Annotated in this window: 12 protein-coding genes; 9 read left to right on the top strand and 3 right to left on the bottom strand. The window is 66.6% G+C overall.

Translation table 11 applies throughout. The annotated features are described in order from the left end of the window. Entirely contained in the window at window positions 1-660 is a 660-nt protein-coding gene (locus NGK62_RS03005; RefSeq protein ID WP_059374739.1) for a C40 family peptidase, read from the bottom strand. A gap of 287 nt (window positions 661-947) precedes the next feature. Between NGK62_RS03005 and NGK62_RS03000 the strand changes: the two genes are divergently transcribed. The 6 genes from NGK62_RS03000 (at window position 948) to ltaE (ending at window position 8,864) form a co-directional block, all read left to right on the top strand. Beyond that, window positions 948-2,837: a propionate--CoA ligase gene (locus tag NGK62_RS03000; protein WP_251877370.1), complete on the top strand. Its 1,890-nt coding sequence runs from the start codon at window positions 948-950 to the stop codon at window positions 2,835-2,837. After that, on the top strand, window positions 2,834-3,241 hold the full coding sequence (locus tag NGK62_RS02995; protein WP_042792413.1) for a GlcG/HbpS family heme-binding protein: 408 nt from the start codon (window positions 2,834-2,836) through the stop codon (window positions 3,239-3,241). Before NGK62_RS03000 ends, NGK62_RS02995 begins: the two co-directional genes overlap by 4 nt. Then, window positions 3,238-4,578 carry an MFS transporter gene (locus NGK62_RS02990; RefSeq protein WP_059374734.1) on the top strand — a complete coding sequence of 447 codons (1,341 nt, stop codon included), beginning with the start codon at window positions 3,238-3,240 and terminating at the stop codon, window positions 4,576-4,578. The genes NGK62_RS02995 and NGK62_RS02990 overlap by 4 nt, the downstream gene beginning before the upstream one ends. A gap of 217 nt (window positions 4,579-4,795) precedes the next feature. Further along, the gene (gene acs, locus NGK62_RS02985; protein ID WP_059374732.1) at window positions 4,796-6,775 is read left to right on the top strand and encodes an acetate--CoA ligase; all 1,980 of its coding nucleotides are present in this window, start codon (window positions 4,796-4,798) and stop codon (window positions 6,773-6,775) included. 152 nt (window positions 6,776-6,927) lie between these two features. Next, complete coding sequence (locus NGK62_RS02980; RefSeq protein WP_118931830.1) at window positions 6,928-7,815, top strand: DMT family transporter; 888 nt, start codon at window positions 6,928-6,930, stop codon at window positions 7,813-7,815. A 38-nt stretch (window positions 7,816-7,853) separates the two neighbouring features. Further along, window positions 7,854-8,864, top strand: coding sequence for a low-specificity L-threonine aldolase (gene ltaE / locus NGK62_RS02975; RefSeq protein WP_251877368.1), 1,011 nt, complete (start codon window positions 7,854-7,856; stop codon window positions 8,862-8,864). A gap of 13 nt (window positions 8,865-8,877) precedes the next feature. On the opposite strand, the gene aptA is transcribed toward ltaE, so the two are convergent. Both aptA and NGK62_RS02965 read right to left on the bottom strand, forming a co-directional pair. Continuing rightward, window positions 8,878-10,212 carry an omega-aminotransferase AptA gene (gene aptA, locus NGK62_RS02970; RefSeq protein ID WP_251877366.1) on the bottom strand — a complete coding sequence of 445 codons (1,335 nt, stop codon included), beginning with the start codon at window positions 10,210-10,212 and terminating at the stop codon, window positions 8,878-8,880. Between the two features lie 161 nt (window positions 10,213-10,373). Continuing rightward, window positions 10,374-11,255 (bottom strand): GntR family transcriptional regulator, encoded by an 882-nt coding sequence (locus NGK62_RS02965; RefSeq protein WP_059374724.1) that lies wholly within the window; start codon window positions 11,253-11,255, stop codon window positions 10,374-10,376. Between the two features lie 157 nt (window positions 11,256-11,412). On the opposite strand from NGK62_RS02965, the gene NGK62_RS02960 reads away from it, so the two are divergent. Genes NGK62_RS02960 through NGK62_RS02950 form a run of 3 tightly spaced genes read left to right on the top strand, consistent with a single transcriptional unit; the run spans window position 11,413 to window position 15,092 of the window. After that, entirely contained in the window at window positions 11,413-12,519 is a 1,107-nt protein-coding gene (locus NGK62_RS02960) for a C45 family autoproteolytic acyltransferase/hydrolase (RefSeq protein WP_251877364.1), read from the top strand. 50 nt (window positions 12,520-12,569) lie between these two features. After that, on the top strand, window positions 12,570-14,141 hold the full coding sequence (locus tag NGK62_RS02955; protein ID WP_251877361.1) for an ABC transporter substrate-binding protein: 1,572 nt from the start codon (window positions 12,570-12,572) through the stop codon (window positions 14,139-14,141). Window positions 14,142-14,147: 6 nt separating this feature from the next. Next, a complete protein-coding gene (locus tag NGK62_RS02950) occupies window positions 14,148-15,092 on the top strand; it encodes an ABC transporter permease (protein WP_013392266.1) in 945 nt (314 codons plus the stop codon). Window positions 15,093-15,095 lie beyond the last annotated feature (3 nt).

Genomic DNA, 15,095 nt, shown 5'->3' with positions numbered 1-15,095 from the left:
TCAGTTGGAGGCGCGGGCGGAAGCCATCAGGCTGTTGTCCAGGCGACGCGCGCCGTTGTAGCGCTTGGACCAGTAGGCCATGGTCATGTTTTCCACGCGGACCACGCCGCCGGCGCTGGGCGAGTGCACGAAGCGGTCGTCGCCCAGGTAGATGCCCACGTGCGAGTAGCGGCGGCCCAGCGTATTGAAGAAGACCAGGTCGCCGGCCTTCAGTTCGTTCTTGGCGATCGAGACGCCTTGCTGCGCCATTTCGGCGGCGTTGCGGGGCAGCTTCAGGCCCAGCGAGCGTTCGGCGGTGTACGTGACCAAGCCGCTGCAGTCGAATCCGGTGTCGGGGGAGTTGCCGCCGAAGCGGTAGCGGATGCCAAGATGGTTCAGGGCTTCGCTGACCAGGGCGTTGTCGCTATTGACGCCCGAGTGGGTCTTCTGGCGTTCGCGCTTGAATTTCTGGCTTACCAGTACGCCGATGGGATCATCGGAGGTGGCGACCCATTCCGTCTCGTAGGGGTCAATCTCGGACGTATGGGCGGTTGACTTTTGATTTGTAGCGGCACAACCTGCCAGACCCACCACGCATGCAACCAACGCCAGCAAGCGCAGACCGCGAGTTGCTTGGCCGGAGGAAGGATTCAGTCTCGCGTGGTTGGAGTGTCGATGCATGCGCCTGGGGGTGATTTGCAGATAACGGCAAAAAACACGGAATTCGCCGTGAATGTGGCCGAGATGTCAGCAAAATCAACATTGTTCTACAACTTCGCGGGGATTCTACCAAACTTTTAAGACCAGTTCGTTACGAAACCGGCGTTAATGTCCATGCAGCGTGGACATTTGGTAGAACATTTTGACTTGCGGCAAGCCTCGTGCAAGGTTTGCCTACCAGAATGGCCGAAGGATCAGAGAAGAAATCAATCAGCCTTAAGGCCTAAGAAAGATAACAGGAGACATAAATGCAAAAAACCCGGGATTTCCATTACCGCTCGATACACGACCGCGACGCTTTCTGGCGGGAAGAGGCCGGCCGCATCCACTGGGAGACGCCTTTCGAGTCCGTGCTGGACTTCTCCCGGCCGCCGTTCGCCAAGTGGTTCACGGGCGGGCGCACCAATCTCTGCTACAACGCCGTCGACCGCTGGCTGCCGACCCAGGCCGACGCGCCGGCCCTGATCTGGGTGTCCACCGAGGTCGACCGGGAGCGTGTCTACACGCGCCAGGAAATGTACGAAGAGGTCAACGCCGCCGCGGCCATGCTCAAGGAGCTGGGGGTGGGGCGCGGCGACCGGGTGCTGCTGTACATGCCCATGGTGCCGGAAGCCGTGTTCACCATGCTGGCGTGCGCGCGGATCGGCGCGGTGCACTCGGTGGTGTTTGGCGGCTTCGCCTCGGTCAACCTGGCCCAGCGCATCGATGACGCGGCGCCCAAGGTGGTGGTCTGCACCGACGGCGGGTCGCGCGGCGGCAAGGTCGTGCCCTACAAGCCCCTGCTGGACCGCGCACTGGCGCTGGCCAAGACGCCGCCGGCCTCGGTGGTGGTGTTCGACCGCGGTCTGGCGCCATTCGAACCCGTCGCAGGACGCGACCTGGATTACGCGACCCTGCGCCAGCGGCATCTGGGCGCGCGGGTGCCTGTGGAATGGCTGGAGTCCTCGGAGCCCAGCTACATCCTCTATACCTCCGGCACCACCGGCAAGCCCAAGGGCGTGCAGCGCGATACCGGTGGCTACGCCGTGGCGCTGGCCTCGTCCATGGAATACCTGTTCGACGGCCGCGCTGGCGATACCTTCTTCTGCACCAGCGACATCGGCTGGGTGGTCGGCCACTCCTACATCATCTACGGCCCCCTGATCGGCGGGCAGGCGACGGTGCTGTATGAAGGCACGCCGGTGCGTCCGGACGGCGCCATCCTGTGGAAGCTGGTGGAGCAGTTCGGCGTGAACACCCTGTTCTCGGCGCCGACGGCGGTGCGCGTGCTCAAGCGCCAGGATCCGGCGCTGCTCAAGCGCCACGACCTGTCCTCGTTGCGCGCGGTCTACCTGGCGGGCGAACCGCTGGACGAGCCGACCGCGCAATGGATTTCAGGGGGCCTGGGCAAGCCCATCATCGACAATTATTGGCAGACGGAATCGGGCTGGCCGATCCTGTCGGCCCAGCCTGGCGTGGAAAAAGTCCCGACGCGCTTCGGCAGCCCGTCGTTCCCGGTGTACGGTTTTGACGCGCGCATCGTCAGCGAGTCCACCGGCGAGGACCTGGGCCCCGACCAGAAAGGCGTGGTGGCCATCGTGCCGCCGCTGCCGCCGGGCGCCATGTCCACCATCTGGGGCGACGACGAGCGTTTCGTGCAGACCTACTTCACGTCCATTCCCGGCCGCCAGGTGTATTCGACCTTCGATTGGGGGCTGGTGGACGCCGACGGCTACTGGTTCATCCTGGGCCGCACGGACGATGTGATCAACGTGGCGGGCCACCGGCTGGGTACGCGCGAGATCGAGGAATCCGTCAACAGCCACAACGCGATTGCCGAGTGCGCGGTGGTGGGCGTGGCGGACGCGCTCAAGGGCCAGGTCGCGATGGCGTTCGCCGTGCTCAAGAATCCCGCCGGGGCCGAGACTGAAGAAGGGGCAAAGCGCCTGGAAGGCGATATCATGCGGCTGGTGGAAGAGCAGTTGGGAGCGGTGGCGAGGCCCGCCAGGATCCGGTTCGTGGGCGCATTGCCCAAGACCCGTTCCGGCAAGGTCCTGCGCCGCGCGATCGTCGCGGTATGCGAAGGACGCGATCCCGGCGATCTGACCACCATAGAAGATCCCACCGCCCTGGAACAAATAAAGGAGTCGCTGCAATGAATACCAAGCCCGTGCTGAGCGCCGAAGACGTCAAGAAGATTTTGGCTGCGGCCGAAGCACACGCCCTGCAGAACAAGTGGGCCGTCACGATCTCCGTGGTCGATGATGGCGGCCATCTGCTGGGCATGCTGCGCCTGGACGGCGCGGCTCCGATTTCGGCGCACATCGCGCCGGCCAAGGCCAAGACCGCGGCGCTCGGCCGCCGCGAATCGCGCGTCTACGAGGAAATGATCAACAACGGCCGCTACTCGTTCCTGTCGGCCCCCTTGATCGACGGCCTGCTGGAAGGCGGCGTGCCGGTCGTGGCCGATGGCCACGTGGTCGGCGCGGTCGGCGTGTCGGGCGTGAAGTCGAGCGAAGACGTGCTGATCGCTCAAGCTGGCATCGCCGCCCTGGGCCTATGAGCCACGGCGAGCCGTCGGATGCGCCGGCCGGCGCGTCCGCGCAGAACGCCGGGCCAGGGGGCGACGGCCCCCTGAATCCCGGTGTGGCCAAACGCGAGGTCTGGGCCTGGGCCATGTACGACTTCGCCAATTCCGGCTACACCACCGTGATCCTCACGGCGGTGTTCAGCACTTATTTCGTCGGTGTGGTCGGCGGGCGCGCCCCGTGGGCCACGCTGGCCTGGACCGCGGCGCTGTCGCTGTCCTACCTGCTCATCATGCTGACCATGCCCACGCTGGGCGCCCGCGCCGATGCGCGCGCCAGCAAGCGTCGCTTGCTCTTTACGAGCACGGTGGGCTGCGTGGCCGCCACGCTGGTGCTGACGCAGGCTGGGCCTGGGGACGTCTGGCTGGCGCTGGCCGCCATCGTCGTTTCCAACTACTGCTATTGCGTCGGCGAGTCCGTGGTCGCGGCCTTCCTGCCGGAACTCGCGCGGCCCTCCGCGCTGGGGCGGGTTTCGGGCTGGGGCTGGAGCTTCGGCTATTGCGGCGGCATGCTCACGCTGGGCCTGTCGCTGGTGGTCGTGACGCTGGCCGAGGGGCGCGGTGAAACCGCCGAGCATTTCGTGCCGTGGGTGATCGTGGTCACCTGCGCGGTGTTCGCGCTGGCGGCGCTGCCATCCTTCTTCCTGTTGCGCGAACGCGCGAAGCCGCAGGCCGGCAAGCAGGAAGCGCTGCACATGCTCAAGCGCCTGGCCTATGCCTGGCGCGAAACCGGCCAGCACTTTCCGGAGTTCCGCCGCCTGCTCATGTGCATCGCCTGCTACCAGGCGGGGATTTCGGTGGTAATCACGCTGGCGGCGGTCTATGCCTCGGAGGTCATGGGCTTTACCACGCCGCAGATCATGCTGCTGGTGTTCACCGTGAACATCGGCGCGGCGGCCGGCGCGTTTTCGTTCGGCTACGTGCAGGACCGCATTGGCCACAAGCCGGCGCTGGCCCTGACGCTGTGCGGCTGGATCCTGATGGTGCTGGTGGCCTACGCCGCCGTGACCGCGCCCGTGTTCTGGGTCGCCGCCACCTTGGCCGGGTTGTGCATGGGCACCACGCAGAGCGCCGGCCGCGCCATGACCGGCGCCTTGGCTCCCGCCGGCCGTCTGGCCGAGTTCTATTCGCTGTGGACCTTCGCGGTGCAGTTGGCCGCGGTGATCGGTCCGCTGACCTACGGCTTGGTGACCTGGGCCACGCACGGCAACCACCGGCTGGCGATCCTGGTCACCGGCCTGTTCTTCGTGGGCGGCCTCATCCTTTTGTCGCGCGTGGACGTGAAGCGCGGGCTGGAACGGCGCGCCGCCTGAGGCGTGCGGGTCGCGCAGGCTGCTATCCTTATGGACTGTCCGGTGCCGCCGCGTCGAGAGCGCGGCGGCACGCCTTGATTACCCCGCGCCGGCCTTGCGCCGCGGGCTCCGGCCCGCATTTTGCGTAAGGTGCCCGTAAGAGCGTGGCGATACGGTTGCGGTTGGGTAATGAACAAGCGGCACAAACAAACAGAATTACCGATTGGAGACAAAGATCATGTCGAACGCTATTGAGTCCGTACTGGTGGAAACCCGGGTGTTCCCGCCGCCCGAGCGCGCTGCGGAAGGCGCCGCGATTCCCAGCATGGAGGCCTACAACGCGCTGTGCGCGCAGGTCGAGAACGATTTCGACGGATTCTGGGCCGGGCAGGCGCGCGACAACCTGCAATGGACCAAGCCGTTCACGCAGGTCCTGGACGAATCGGACGCGCCGTTCTACCGCTGGTTCGGCGATGGCGAACTGAACGTGTCGGCCAACTGTCTGGACGTGCACCTGACCAACGGCAACGCCGACAAGACCGCCATCATCTTTGAAAGCGACGACGGCAAGGTCAACAAGGTCAGCTACCGCGAATTGCTGGCGCGCGTCTGCCGCTTCGCCAATGGCATGAAGGCGCTGGGCTACAAGAAGGGCGACCGCGCCATCATCTACATGCCCATGTCGATCGAAGCCGTGGTGGCCATGCAGGCCTGCGCGCGCCTGGGCGTGACGCACTCGGTGGTGTTCGGCGGCTTCTCGGCCAAGAGCCTGCAGGAGCGCATCATGGACGTGGGCGCGTCGCTGGTCATCACCGCCGACGAGCAGGTGCGCGGCGGCAAGACCATACCGCTCAAGCCCGCGGTCGAGGAAGCCTTCACCATGGGCGGCTGCGAGGCCGTGACCAAGGTCATCGTGTACCGCCGCACCGGCGGCAAGGTGCAATGGAACGAAGGCCGCGACCTCTGGATGCATGACGTCGAGGCTGGCCAGCCCGACACCTGCGAGCCCGTGCCGGTCAACGCCGAGCATCCGCTCTTCATCCTCTATACCTCCGGCTCCACCGGCAAGCCCAAGGGCGTGCAGCATTCCTCGGCAGGCTATCTGCTGTGGGCGCTCTTGACCGTGAAGTGGACCTTCGACGCCCGCAAGGACGACGTGTACTGGTGCACGGCCGACGTGGGTTGGGTTACCGGCCACACCTACATCACATACGGCCCGCTGGCGGCGGGCCTGACGCAGGTGGTGTTCGAAGGCGTGCCGACCTATCCCAACGCCGGCCGCTTCTGGGACATGATCGCGCGCCACAAGGTCACCACGTTCTACACCGCGCCCACCGCGATCCGCTCGCTGATCAAGGCCGCCGAGGCCGCGCCCGAAGCGCATCCGCAGAACTACGACCTGGACAGCCTGCGCATCATCGGCACGGTGGGCGAACCCATCAATCCCGAAGCCTGGATGTGGTATCACAAGAACATCGGTCGCGAGCGCTGCCCCATCGTGGACACCTGGTGGCAGACCGAGACCGGCGGCCACATGATCACGCCGCTGCCGGGCGCCACGCCGACCAAGCCGGGTTCCTGCACCTTGCCGCTGCCGGGCATCGCCGCGGCCATCGTCGACGAGACGGGTGGCGATGTGGAGCAGGGCAATGGCGGCTTCCTGGTCATCAAGCGTCCGTGGCCCGCCATGATCCGCAACATCTGGGGCGACCCGGAACGTTTCAAGAAGAGCTACTTCCCCTCGGAACTGCGCGGCTACTACCTGGCCGGCGACGGCGCGCAGCGCGATGCGGACGGCTATTTCTGGATCATGGGCCGCATCGACGACGTGCTGAACGTGTCCGGCCACCGCCTGGGCACGATGGAAGTCGAATCCGCGCTGGTGGCGCACGAGCTGGTGGCGGAAGCCGCCGTGGTGGGCCGCCCGGACGACACGACGGGCGAAGCCGTGGTGGCCTTCGTGGTGCTCAAGCGTTCGCGTCCGGAAGGCGACGAGGCGCAAGCCATCGCCAAGGTGCTGCGCGACTGGGTGGCCAAGGAGATCGGCCCCATCGCCAAGCCCAAGGACATCCGCTTCGGCGACAACCTGCCCAAGACGCGCTCGGGCAAGATCATGCGCCGCCTGTTGCGCGTGGTCGCCAAGGGCGAGGAAATCACGCAGGACGTTTCCACGCTGGAGAACCCGGCCATCCTGGACCAGTTGGCCAAGTCCCTGTGATCGTTCCCGTCCACTTGATGGACGGGAACGGCCCGCCTGCGGCCGCCGGAGGCGGCAAGGCAGGCGCATAATGTCATACGCCCGTATCGGAACCGCCGGTACGGGCGTATTTGCTTTTTCGCGTCCAGAATTTCCCCTACGGAGCCGTGCCAGTGAGCCGCAGCAGTTTCGATCGTGCAGGGCTAGCCCTGATGTTCAGCACCATCCTGGTCTGGGCGGGCAGCTGGATCGCGATGAAACTGATCGTTCCCTACATCGGCCCCTTCGACTTCGTGGCGCTGCGCTACGTCTCGGGCGGCCTGGTGCTGTTCGCGCTGGTCATCGCGCTGCGGCGGCCGCTGGCGATGCCGCCCTGGAAGCTGACCTTGTTGATCGGCCTGACGCAGACGGCCGGATTCCAGGGCTTTGTGCAGACCGCGCTGGTGTCGGGCGGAGTGGGCAAGGTCTCGCTCATGGCGTACACGATGCCGTTCTGGGTGATCCTGTTCGCATGGTGGCTGCTGGGCGACCGCCCCACCGCGCGCCATGGACTGGGTATCGGGCTGGCCGCCATTGGCCTGGTGTGCTTCGTCGAACCCTGGAACGGCCTGGGCGATATCCGTCCCGTGCTGCTGGGGTTGGGCAGCGGCCTGTGCTGGGGCGTGGGCACCGTGCTGTCCAAGCGCATGTTCGAACGCCATGCGCCCGATGTGATGACTTTCACGGCCTGGCAGATGCTGCTGGGCGGCCTGGTCATGACGCCGGTCGCTTTTCTTGTGCCGCAGATGCCCGCCCAGTGGGGCTGGCAGCTATGGGCCGGCATGACCTACATCGTGCTGATCGCGACGGCCGCGGGCTGGCTGCTTTGGCTGCTGGTGGTGCGCCTGGTGCCAGCGTCTATCGCGGGCCTGTCCAGCCTGGGCGTGCCGGTCGTGGCGATGCTGTTCGCCTGGGCGCTGCTGTCCGAGCAGCCTACCGCGGCCGAGCTGGGCGGCATGGTGCTGATCCTGGCCGGCATCTGGGTCGTGAGCCGCGCGGCGCCGGCGGCGCGCGCCGAATAAACGCTTTCTGAATTCCTTTTCCTATCCTGGGACATTCCATGATCGATCTGCGTAGCGACACCGTCACCCGGCCATCCGCAGCCATGCTGCAGGCCATGGTATCCGCGCCCCTGGGCGATGACGTGATGGGCGATGACCCGACCGTGATCCGCCTGCAGGAGGCGGTTGCCGAGCGCACGGGCAAGGCGGCCGGCCTGTTCTTCCCGTCAGGCACGCAAAGCAACCTGGGGGCGCTGATGGCCCATTGCGAGCGGGGCGACGAGTACCTGGTGGGCCAGCTCGCGCACACCTACAAGTATGAAGGGGGCGGGGCGGCCGTGCTGGGCAGCATCCAGCCGCAGCCCATAGAACATGCGGCCGATGGCACCTTGCCGCTGGACAAGTTGGCCGCGGCGCTCAAGCCCGAGGGCGATGCGCATTTCGCCCGTACCCGGCTGCTGGCGCTGGAGAACACTTTCCACGGAAAGCTGATTCCGGCCAGCTACGTGCAGGCCGCGACGGCCTGGGCGCGCCAGCATGGCCTGGCGACGCATCTGGACGGCGCCCGCGTGTTCAATGCGGCGGTCGCCAGCGGCAAGCCGGTGGCGGACCTGTGCGCGCCCTTCGATACGGTGTCCATCTGTTTTTCCAAGGGCCTGGGCGCGCCCGTGGGGTCGGTGCTGGTAGGCAGCGTCGAACTCATCGCCCGCGCCCGCCGCTGGCGCAAGATGCTGGGCGGCGGTTTGCGCCAGGCTGGCGTGCTGGCCGCGGCTTGCCTGTATGCGCTGGAGCACAACGTGGAACGCCTGGCGCAAGACCACGAGAACGCCCGACTGCTGGCGGAGGGGCTGCGCGCCATTCCGGGCGTAAAGGTATTGAGCCAGGACACCAACATGGTGTTCGCGGAATTCGAGCCCGCGCGCTGCGAGGAACTCACCGCCAAGCTGGCTGCCGACGGCATTCAGATGCGGGCCGTGTATGGCGGCCCGACCCGCCTGGTCACGCACCTGGACGTGTCCGCCGCGGACGTGCGGCAGGTGGTCCAGGCGGTGGCCCGGCACCTGGCATAAGCAGGGCGGGCGCTCAGGCGTCCGCGCGCAGCACGTCCGACAAGACCGAGAACAATTCGTCGATCTGCGCGCGCTCGATGATGAGCGGGGGCGACAGCAGCATGGTGTCGCCCGCCGAACGGATCAGGCAGCCGCGTTCCAGGCAGGCCTGGTGCACGGCGTACGCCCGCTGGCCGGGCTTGCCTTCCAGCGGTTCGAGTTCGATGGCGGCCAGGAGGCCGATGTTGCGGATGTCCACCACGTGCGGCAGTCCCTTCAGGCTGTGCGCCGCGTCTTCCCAATAGCGCCAGAGTTCGCGGCTGCGCTGGAACAGGCCTTCGCGGCGACAGATGTCCAGGGTCGCCAGGCCGGCGGCGCAGGCCACCGGATGGCCGGAATAGGTGTAGCCGTGCGACAGCTCGATGGCGCTGTCCGGTCCCTGCATGAAGGCATCGTAGACATGCTGCTGCACCAGCGTGGCGCCCATGGGGATGGCGCCGTTGGTCAGCCCCTTGGCGCTGGTGATGATGTCCGGCGTGACGCCGAAGTGCGATGAGGCGAACGCGCCGTCGATGCGGCCGAAGGCGCAGATCACTTCGTCGAAGATCAACAGAATGCCGTGCGCATCGCAGATCTGCCGCAGTTTCTGCAGATAGCCCTTGGGCGGCACCAGCACCCCGGTCGAACCCGCCACGGGTTCCACGATGACGGCCGCGATGGTGAAGGCGTCGTGCAGCGCGACGATGCGCTCCAGCGTATCGGCCAGGTGGGCGCCCCAGTCAGGCTGGCCGCGCGTATAGGCCATCTGGCTGCGGTCATAGGTGTGCGGCAGATGGTCCACGTAGGGCAGCAGATTGCCGAACGGCTTGCGGTGGCCGGCGATGCCCGACACCGACAGGCCGCCGAACCCCACCCCGTGGTACGAGCGTTCGCGTCCGATCAGGCGCACCCGCTGGCCCTGTCCGCGCGCGCGGTGATAGCCCAGCGCGATCTTCAGCGCGGTATCCACCGCTTCGGATCCGGAATTCGAGAAGAACACATTGGAGAACCCGGCGGGCGCTTCCTGGCGCAAGGACTCGGCCAGCTCGAAGGCCAGTGGGTGGCTCATCTGGAACGACGGCGCGTAATCCAGCTCATGGGCGGTGCGGGCGATGGCCTCGACGATTTCCGGGCGGCGGTGTCCGGCGTTCACGCACCACAGGCCCGCAATGCCGTCCAGCACGCGGCGTCCGTCCGGCCGGATGTAGTGCATGCCCTCGGCGGCGCTGAACAGCACGGGCGCGCGCTTGTAGCGGCGGTTCGCGGTGAAGGGCATCCAATAGGCTTCGGCGTTGATGGCGGGGGTGGGATTAGGCGCTGACGATGACATGGGGCTTCCGGCATGTGGAGATTCGGGGTTTCTATTTTGTATTAATCAATTGATAAATACAATACAAGAAGACCCGAAGGCAATCCACAGCGCGAGCGTCACGCGTGCCGGAGACCCGCTACGGCGGGCTGGCGGACGAATGAAGATGGAGAGGGGGGCGGTTAAGACACTTGCAGCGAGGTCTTCAAGTGGCGCCGCATGAGCTGCGAAGCCCATTCCTGGTCGCCGGCCTCGAGCGCGTCGATGATCTGCAGGTGTTCGCTGCTGGAGTTGATGAAGCGCGCGTCGCGGTAGAACGCGGCGTGCTCTTCCAGCCGGCGCAACTGGTTCTGCTGCTGCACCGCCTGCAGGATGTAGCGGTTGCCCGAGAAGCGGGCCAGCATCTCGTGGAACGAGGCGTTGAGATTGAAGAACTCTGTGGCCGAGATGTCGGCGTCGCTGCGCGCCGCCAGCGCTTCATGCGCGGCGCGCATGCGCGCCAGCGCTTCCCGGTCCAGGCGGAAGGTGGGCTCCAGCAGGCCGGCGCATTCGATGGTCATGCGGAAACGGTAGCTCTCGTTGAGCGCGTCGCGGTTTTCCAGCGACGGCGCGAACTGCCAGCCATGGCCCTTGCGCTTTTCGATCAGGCCGTCCGCGGAAAGCTGCAGCAGGGTCTTGGCCAGCACGCTGCGCGGCGCCGGATAGCGCTGCTGCAGGTCGCGCTCGGTAAAGGTTTCCGGCAGCTCGCGCGAGGCGCGGTCATCGATCAGGCGCCGGTACAGCTCGTCCTGGGTGGGGCCTGCGCCCTCGATGGCGGGAGGCGCGGCCGCCGCGTGCGCCGCCACCGTGTAGCCGCTATTGGGGCGGTGCGTGATGAGGCCCTGCGCGGCCAGCAGCTTGAGCGCGCCGCGCACGGGCGTGCGCGAGACCTCGTAGCTCGCCGCCAGCGTTTCCTCCGAGAGGTGGTCGCCGGGCGCATGGCGCCGGGCCACGATGTCTTCCGCGATATGGCGCGCCAGGTCGACTTGCAGCGGAGTGGGGCGGGCGGGAGCGGCGTTGGACATGGGGGATGGGCGCGAAGGGCGGCAGAGTCGGAATGGTACCGGAGAGCTACGCGCGCGGCGTTCGCGGTGATGGCTCCGGGGAAACCCTTGTATTGAACTTTTTCGTATATTAGTACAAAATTTGCCCGTCTTGAACCTTGCTCCGGAGCCTTGAGCCGTGACTTTGCCCACTCCCTTCCCCCTGGTCGATGTACAGGGCAGCCCATACGAGCGGGGCCGCCAGCATGGCGCCGCCGTCCCCGAGCGCGTGGCGCGCAGCGTGGCCCTCTACCGCGGGCAGCTGGAGCGGCGCGGCGTCGCGGCGGACCGCTTGAAGGAACTGGCCGCCGCCATGGTGCCGGTGGTGGGCGACTATGACGCGGCCTACCTGGAAGAGCTGCGCGGCATCGCCGACGGATCGGGCCAGGCGCTGGAGGACGTGGTGGTCATCAACTGCCGCACCGAAATGATGTTCGGCCATGCCGAGCTGGGCCGCGCCCGCAAGGAGCTGGACGATGGCTGCACCGGCCTGGTCGTGCTGCCCGAGGCCGCCGCCGGCGGCAAGCTCATGCATGCCCATAACTGGGACTGGCGCGAGGAATGCGTGGACACCGGCATCGTGCTGCGCATGCGCCGCGAAGACGGTCCCGACCTGCTGGTGTTCACCGAGGCGGGCAGCCTGGCGCGCCACGGCTTCAACAGCGCGGGCGTTTCCCTGTCCGGCAACTTCCTGTCCTGCGAGCACGACTATCAGCGCCCGGCCGAGGTGCCGCTGGTGCTGGTGCGGCGCAAGATGCTGGAAGCCTCCAATATCTGCAACGCCATGAAGGTGCTGTGGGCCTCGCGGCGCTTCTGCTCCAACAACCTGATGCTGGCGCAGGCGCAGGGCGAGGCGGTCGATCTGGAATGCTCGCCCGACGAAATCTTCTGGATCACGCCCGAAGACGGCCTGCTGGTGCACGCCAACCACTGGATCAGCCCGCCCGCGCGCGCCAAGCTGTTCGACAAAGGCCTGGCTGCCAATCCGGATTCGATCTACCGCCAGCGCCGCGTGCAGGACATGCTGGCGCGCGCCGCCGGCGGCATCGACTGGGACACGGTCAAGCGCATCCTGGCCGACGACTTCGCCGCGCCCGACGGCGTGCTGCGTTCGCCCAAGCCGGCCAGCTTCGACAGCATCTCGGCCACGGTGGCCACCACCTTGATGGAGCCGGCCAGCGGCGTGATGTGGATCGCGCGCAAGCCCTACGAAGGACGCAATTTCGCGGAGTACCGGCTCTTCTGAGCCGGCCCCCAGACCCATATGCGGCGAGCGCCGCGCCTGGAGTGATCCCTATGAATTCGCATGCTACGCGCGCCAAGAACGCGTTGCTGTTATCCGCCGCGCTGGCCGCCGCCGCGGCCGGTCTGCCAGCCGCCGTGCGGGCGCAGGCCGCTGCGCCCGAAATCCGCTACGCCGAAGGTTCGGGCACGCCGACCACGCTGCCTGGCGGGCGGTCCCGCAACACTTCCACCGACAACGTGCTGGCGCACGTGGTGGAGTCCCTGGTGGCGCTGCGCGCCGACATGAGCGTGGCCCCCATGCTGGCCGACAGCTGGACGCTGTCCGACGACAAGCGCGCCTATACCTTCAAGCTGCGCCAGGGCGTCACCTTCCATGACGGCACGCCCATGACCTCGGCCGACGTCAAATGGACCTACGACTACCTCAACGGCGCCCAGTCCGAGTATTCCTGCAAGAACCTCTATGACGGCAGCAAGGGGGCCAAGGTCGTGGCGGTGGAGACGCCCGATCCCGCTACCGTGGTGTTCAGGCTGGAGCAGCCCTACGCGCTGTTCCTGGACCAGATGGCCAGCGTGCAGTGCCCGATGCCGGTGTTGAGCGCCAAGAGCGTCGACGCCGAGGGCAAGTGGGCCAAGCCCATCGGCACCGGGCCCTACGTGCTGGCGGAATGGAAAAAGGAACAATACCTGCTGCTGACGCCGTACGCCGGCTACAAGCCGCGCGAGGAAGCGCCCAGCGGCATGGCCGGCAAGAAAACGGCACAGGCCAACGTGCGCTTTGTGGTGATTCCGGATGCGGCCGCGCAGAAGGCGGCGCTCATGGCGGGCCAGGTCGACGCCTACAACGCGGACGAGGACAATCTGCCGGCCAAGGACCCGCGCTGGAACATCGTCACCGAGCAGGGTCTGGACACGGTCAACCTGCTGATGCAGACGCGCGCGCCGCTGCTGTCGGACGTGAACATGCGCCGCGCCATCGCGCTGGCGCTGGATTTTCCCGGCATTGCCAAGGCTTTGAACAACGGCCACGCGGTCTATAACCCGTCCCTGGTGCCCGCGGCCAGCGTTTATTACTCCGAAACCGACCGCGCCGGCTACGAAAAGAACCTGAAGGAGGTCAAGCGCCTGCTGGACGCCGCCGGCTATCGCGGCGAACCCCTGAAGCTGCAGGCCAACAAGCGCTATCCCTATCTGTACCGCGTCGCGGTGGTGACGCAGCAGCTGTTGGGCAAGGCCGGCATCAAGGCCGAGCTGGACATGCTGGAATGGGGCACCCAGGTGACCAACTTCCGCGAAGGCAAGTTCGAGCTGATGGCATTCGCCTATTCGGCGCGCACCGAGCCCGCGCTGATGTTCCGCGACGTGATCGGCGACAAGTCCAAGACGCCCATGGCCCAGTGGGAAAGTCCGGAGGCCGCGGCCATCCTGGAAGGCATAGAAGCCGAGTCCGATCCCGCCGTGCGCAAGCAGGCCTTCGATAAGCTGCATGCGCTGATGCTGCGCGACACGCCGCTGTTGATGTACTACAACAAGCCCGGCTATGTGGTCGTCTCCAGCAAGCTGGAGGGCTTTACCGGCTGGCCGCTGCGCAAGCCGCGTTTCTTCAACGTGACCAAGAACTGAGGCGCCGTGCTGGGCTATCTACTCAAGCGCATCGCGGCGTCGGTGCCCACCGTGATCGTTGTCACGGTGCTCGTGTTCGCGCTGATACGCGCGATCCCCGGGGATCCGGCCTCGCTGATGCTGGGCGATATCGACAACCCGGCGCTGCTGGCCGAAATGCGCCACGCGCTGGGGCTGGACCGTCCCGTTGGCGAGCAGTTCCTGATCTGGGTGGGCAACGCGCTGCAGGGCGACCTGGGCATGTCCATCGCGCGGCGCGAACCCGTGATGCATCTGGTGCTGACGCATTTCGCGGTGACGGCCCAGGTGGTGCTGACCGCCACGCTGCTGGCCTGCCTGGTGGCGGTGCCCGCCGGCATGGTGGCCGCGTGGCGCCAGAACCGCCGCGCCGACACCGCCATCGTGTCGACCTCGATCCTGTTCGTGTCCATGCCCAGCTTCTGGGTCGGCATCCTGCTGATCTGGCTGTTCGGGGTGAAGCTGAACTGGCTGCCGGTGTACGGCTTCGAATCCATCGCCCAGGGCGGATTGGGCGCGGCGCGCTACCTGGTGCTGCCGGTCTGCGCCATCGTGCTGACGGAAATCGCCGCCATCACGCGCATGATGCGCGCCAGCACCATCGAGACGTTGCGGCTGGAATACGTGGCGCATGCGCGCGCCAAGGGCCTGCCGGAAAAGCGCGTCATGCTGCGCCATGTGCTGCCCAACTCGTTCGGCCCCACCTTGACGGTGATCGGCCTGATGTTGGGTCATCTGCTGTCGGGCGCGGCGGTGATCGAGACCGTGTTCACGCTGCCGGGCATCGGCCGGCTGCTGGTGGAAAGCATCTATGCGCGGGACTACCCCGTGGTGCAGGGCTGCCTGCTGTTCATCGCGCTTTTGTACGTGGCGGTCAACCTGGTGGTGGATCTGCTGTATCCGCTGTTCGACCCGCGCGTGAAGCTTCAATAGGAT

Source organism: Achromobacter sp. Marseille-Q4954 (genome assembly GCF_943737025.1).
In the GTDB taxonomy this organism is placed as follows: Bacteria; Pseudomonadota; Gammaproteobacteria; order Burkholderiales; family Burkholderiaceae_B; genus Achromobacter; species Achromobacter bronchisepticus_A.
This window is presented reverse-complemented; position numbering and strand designations above follow the sequence as displayed.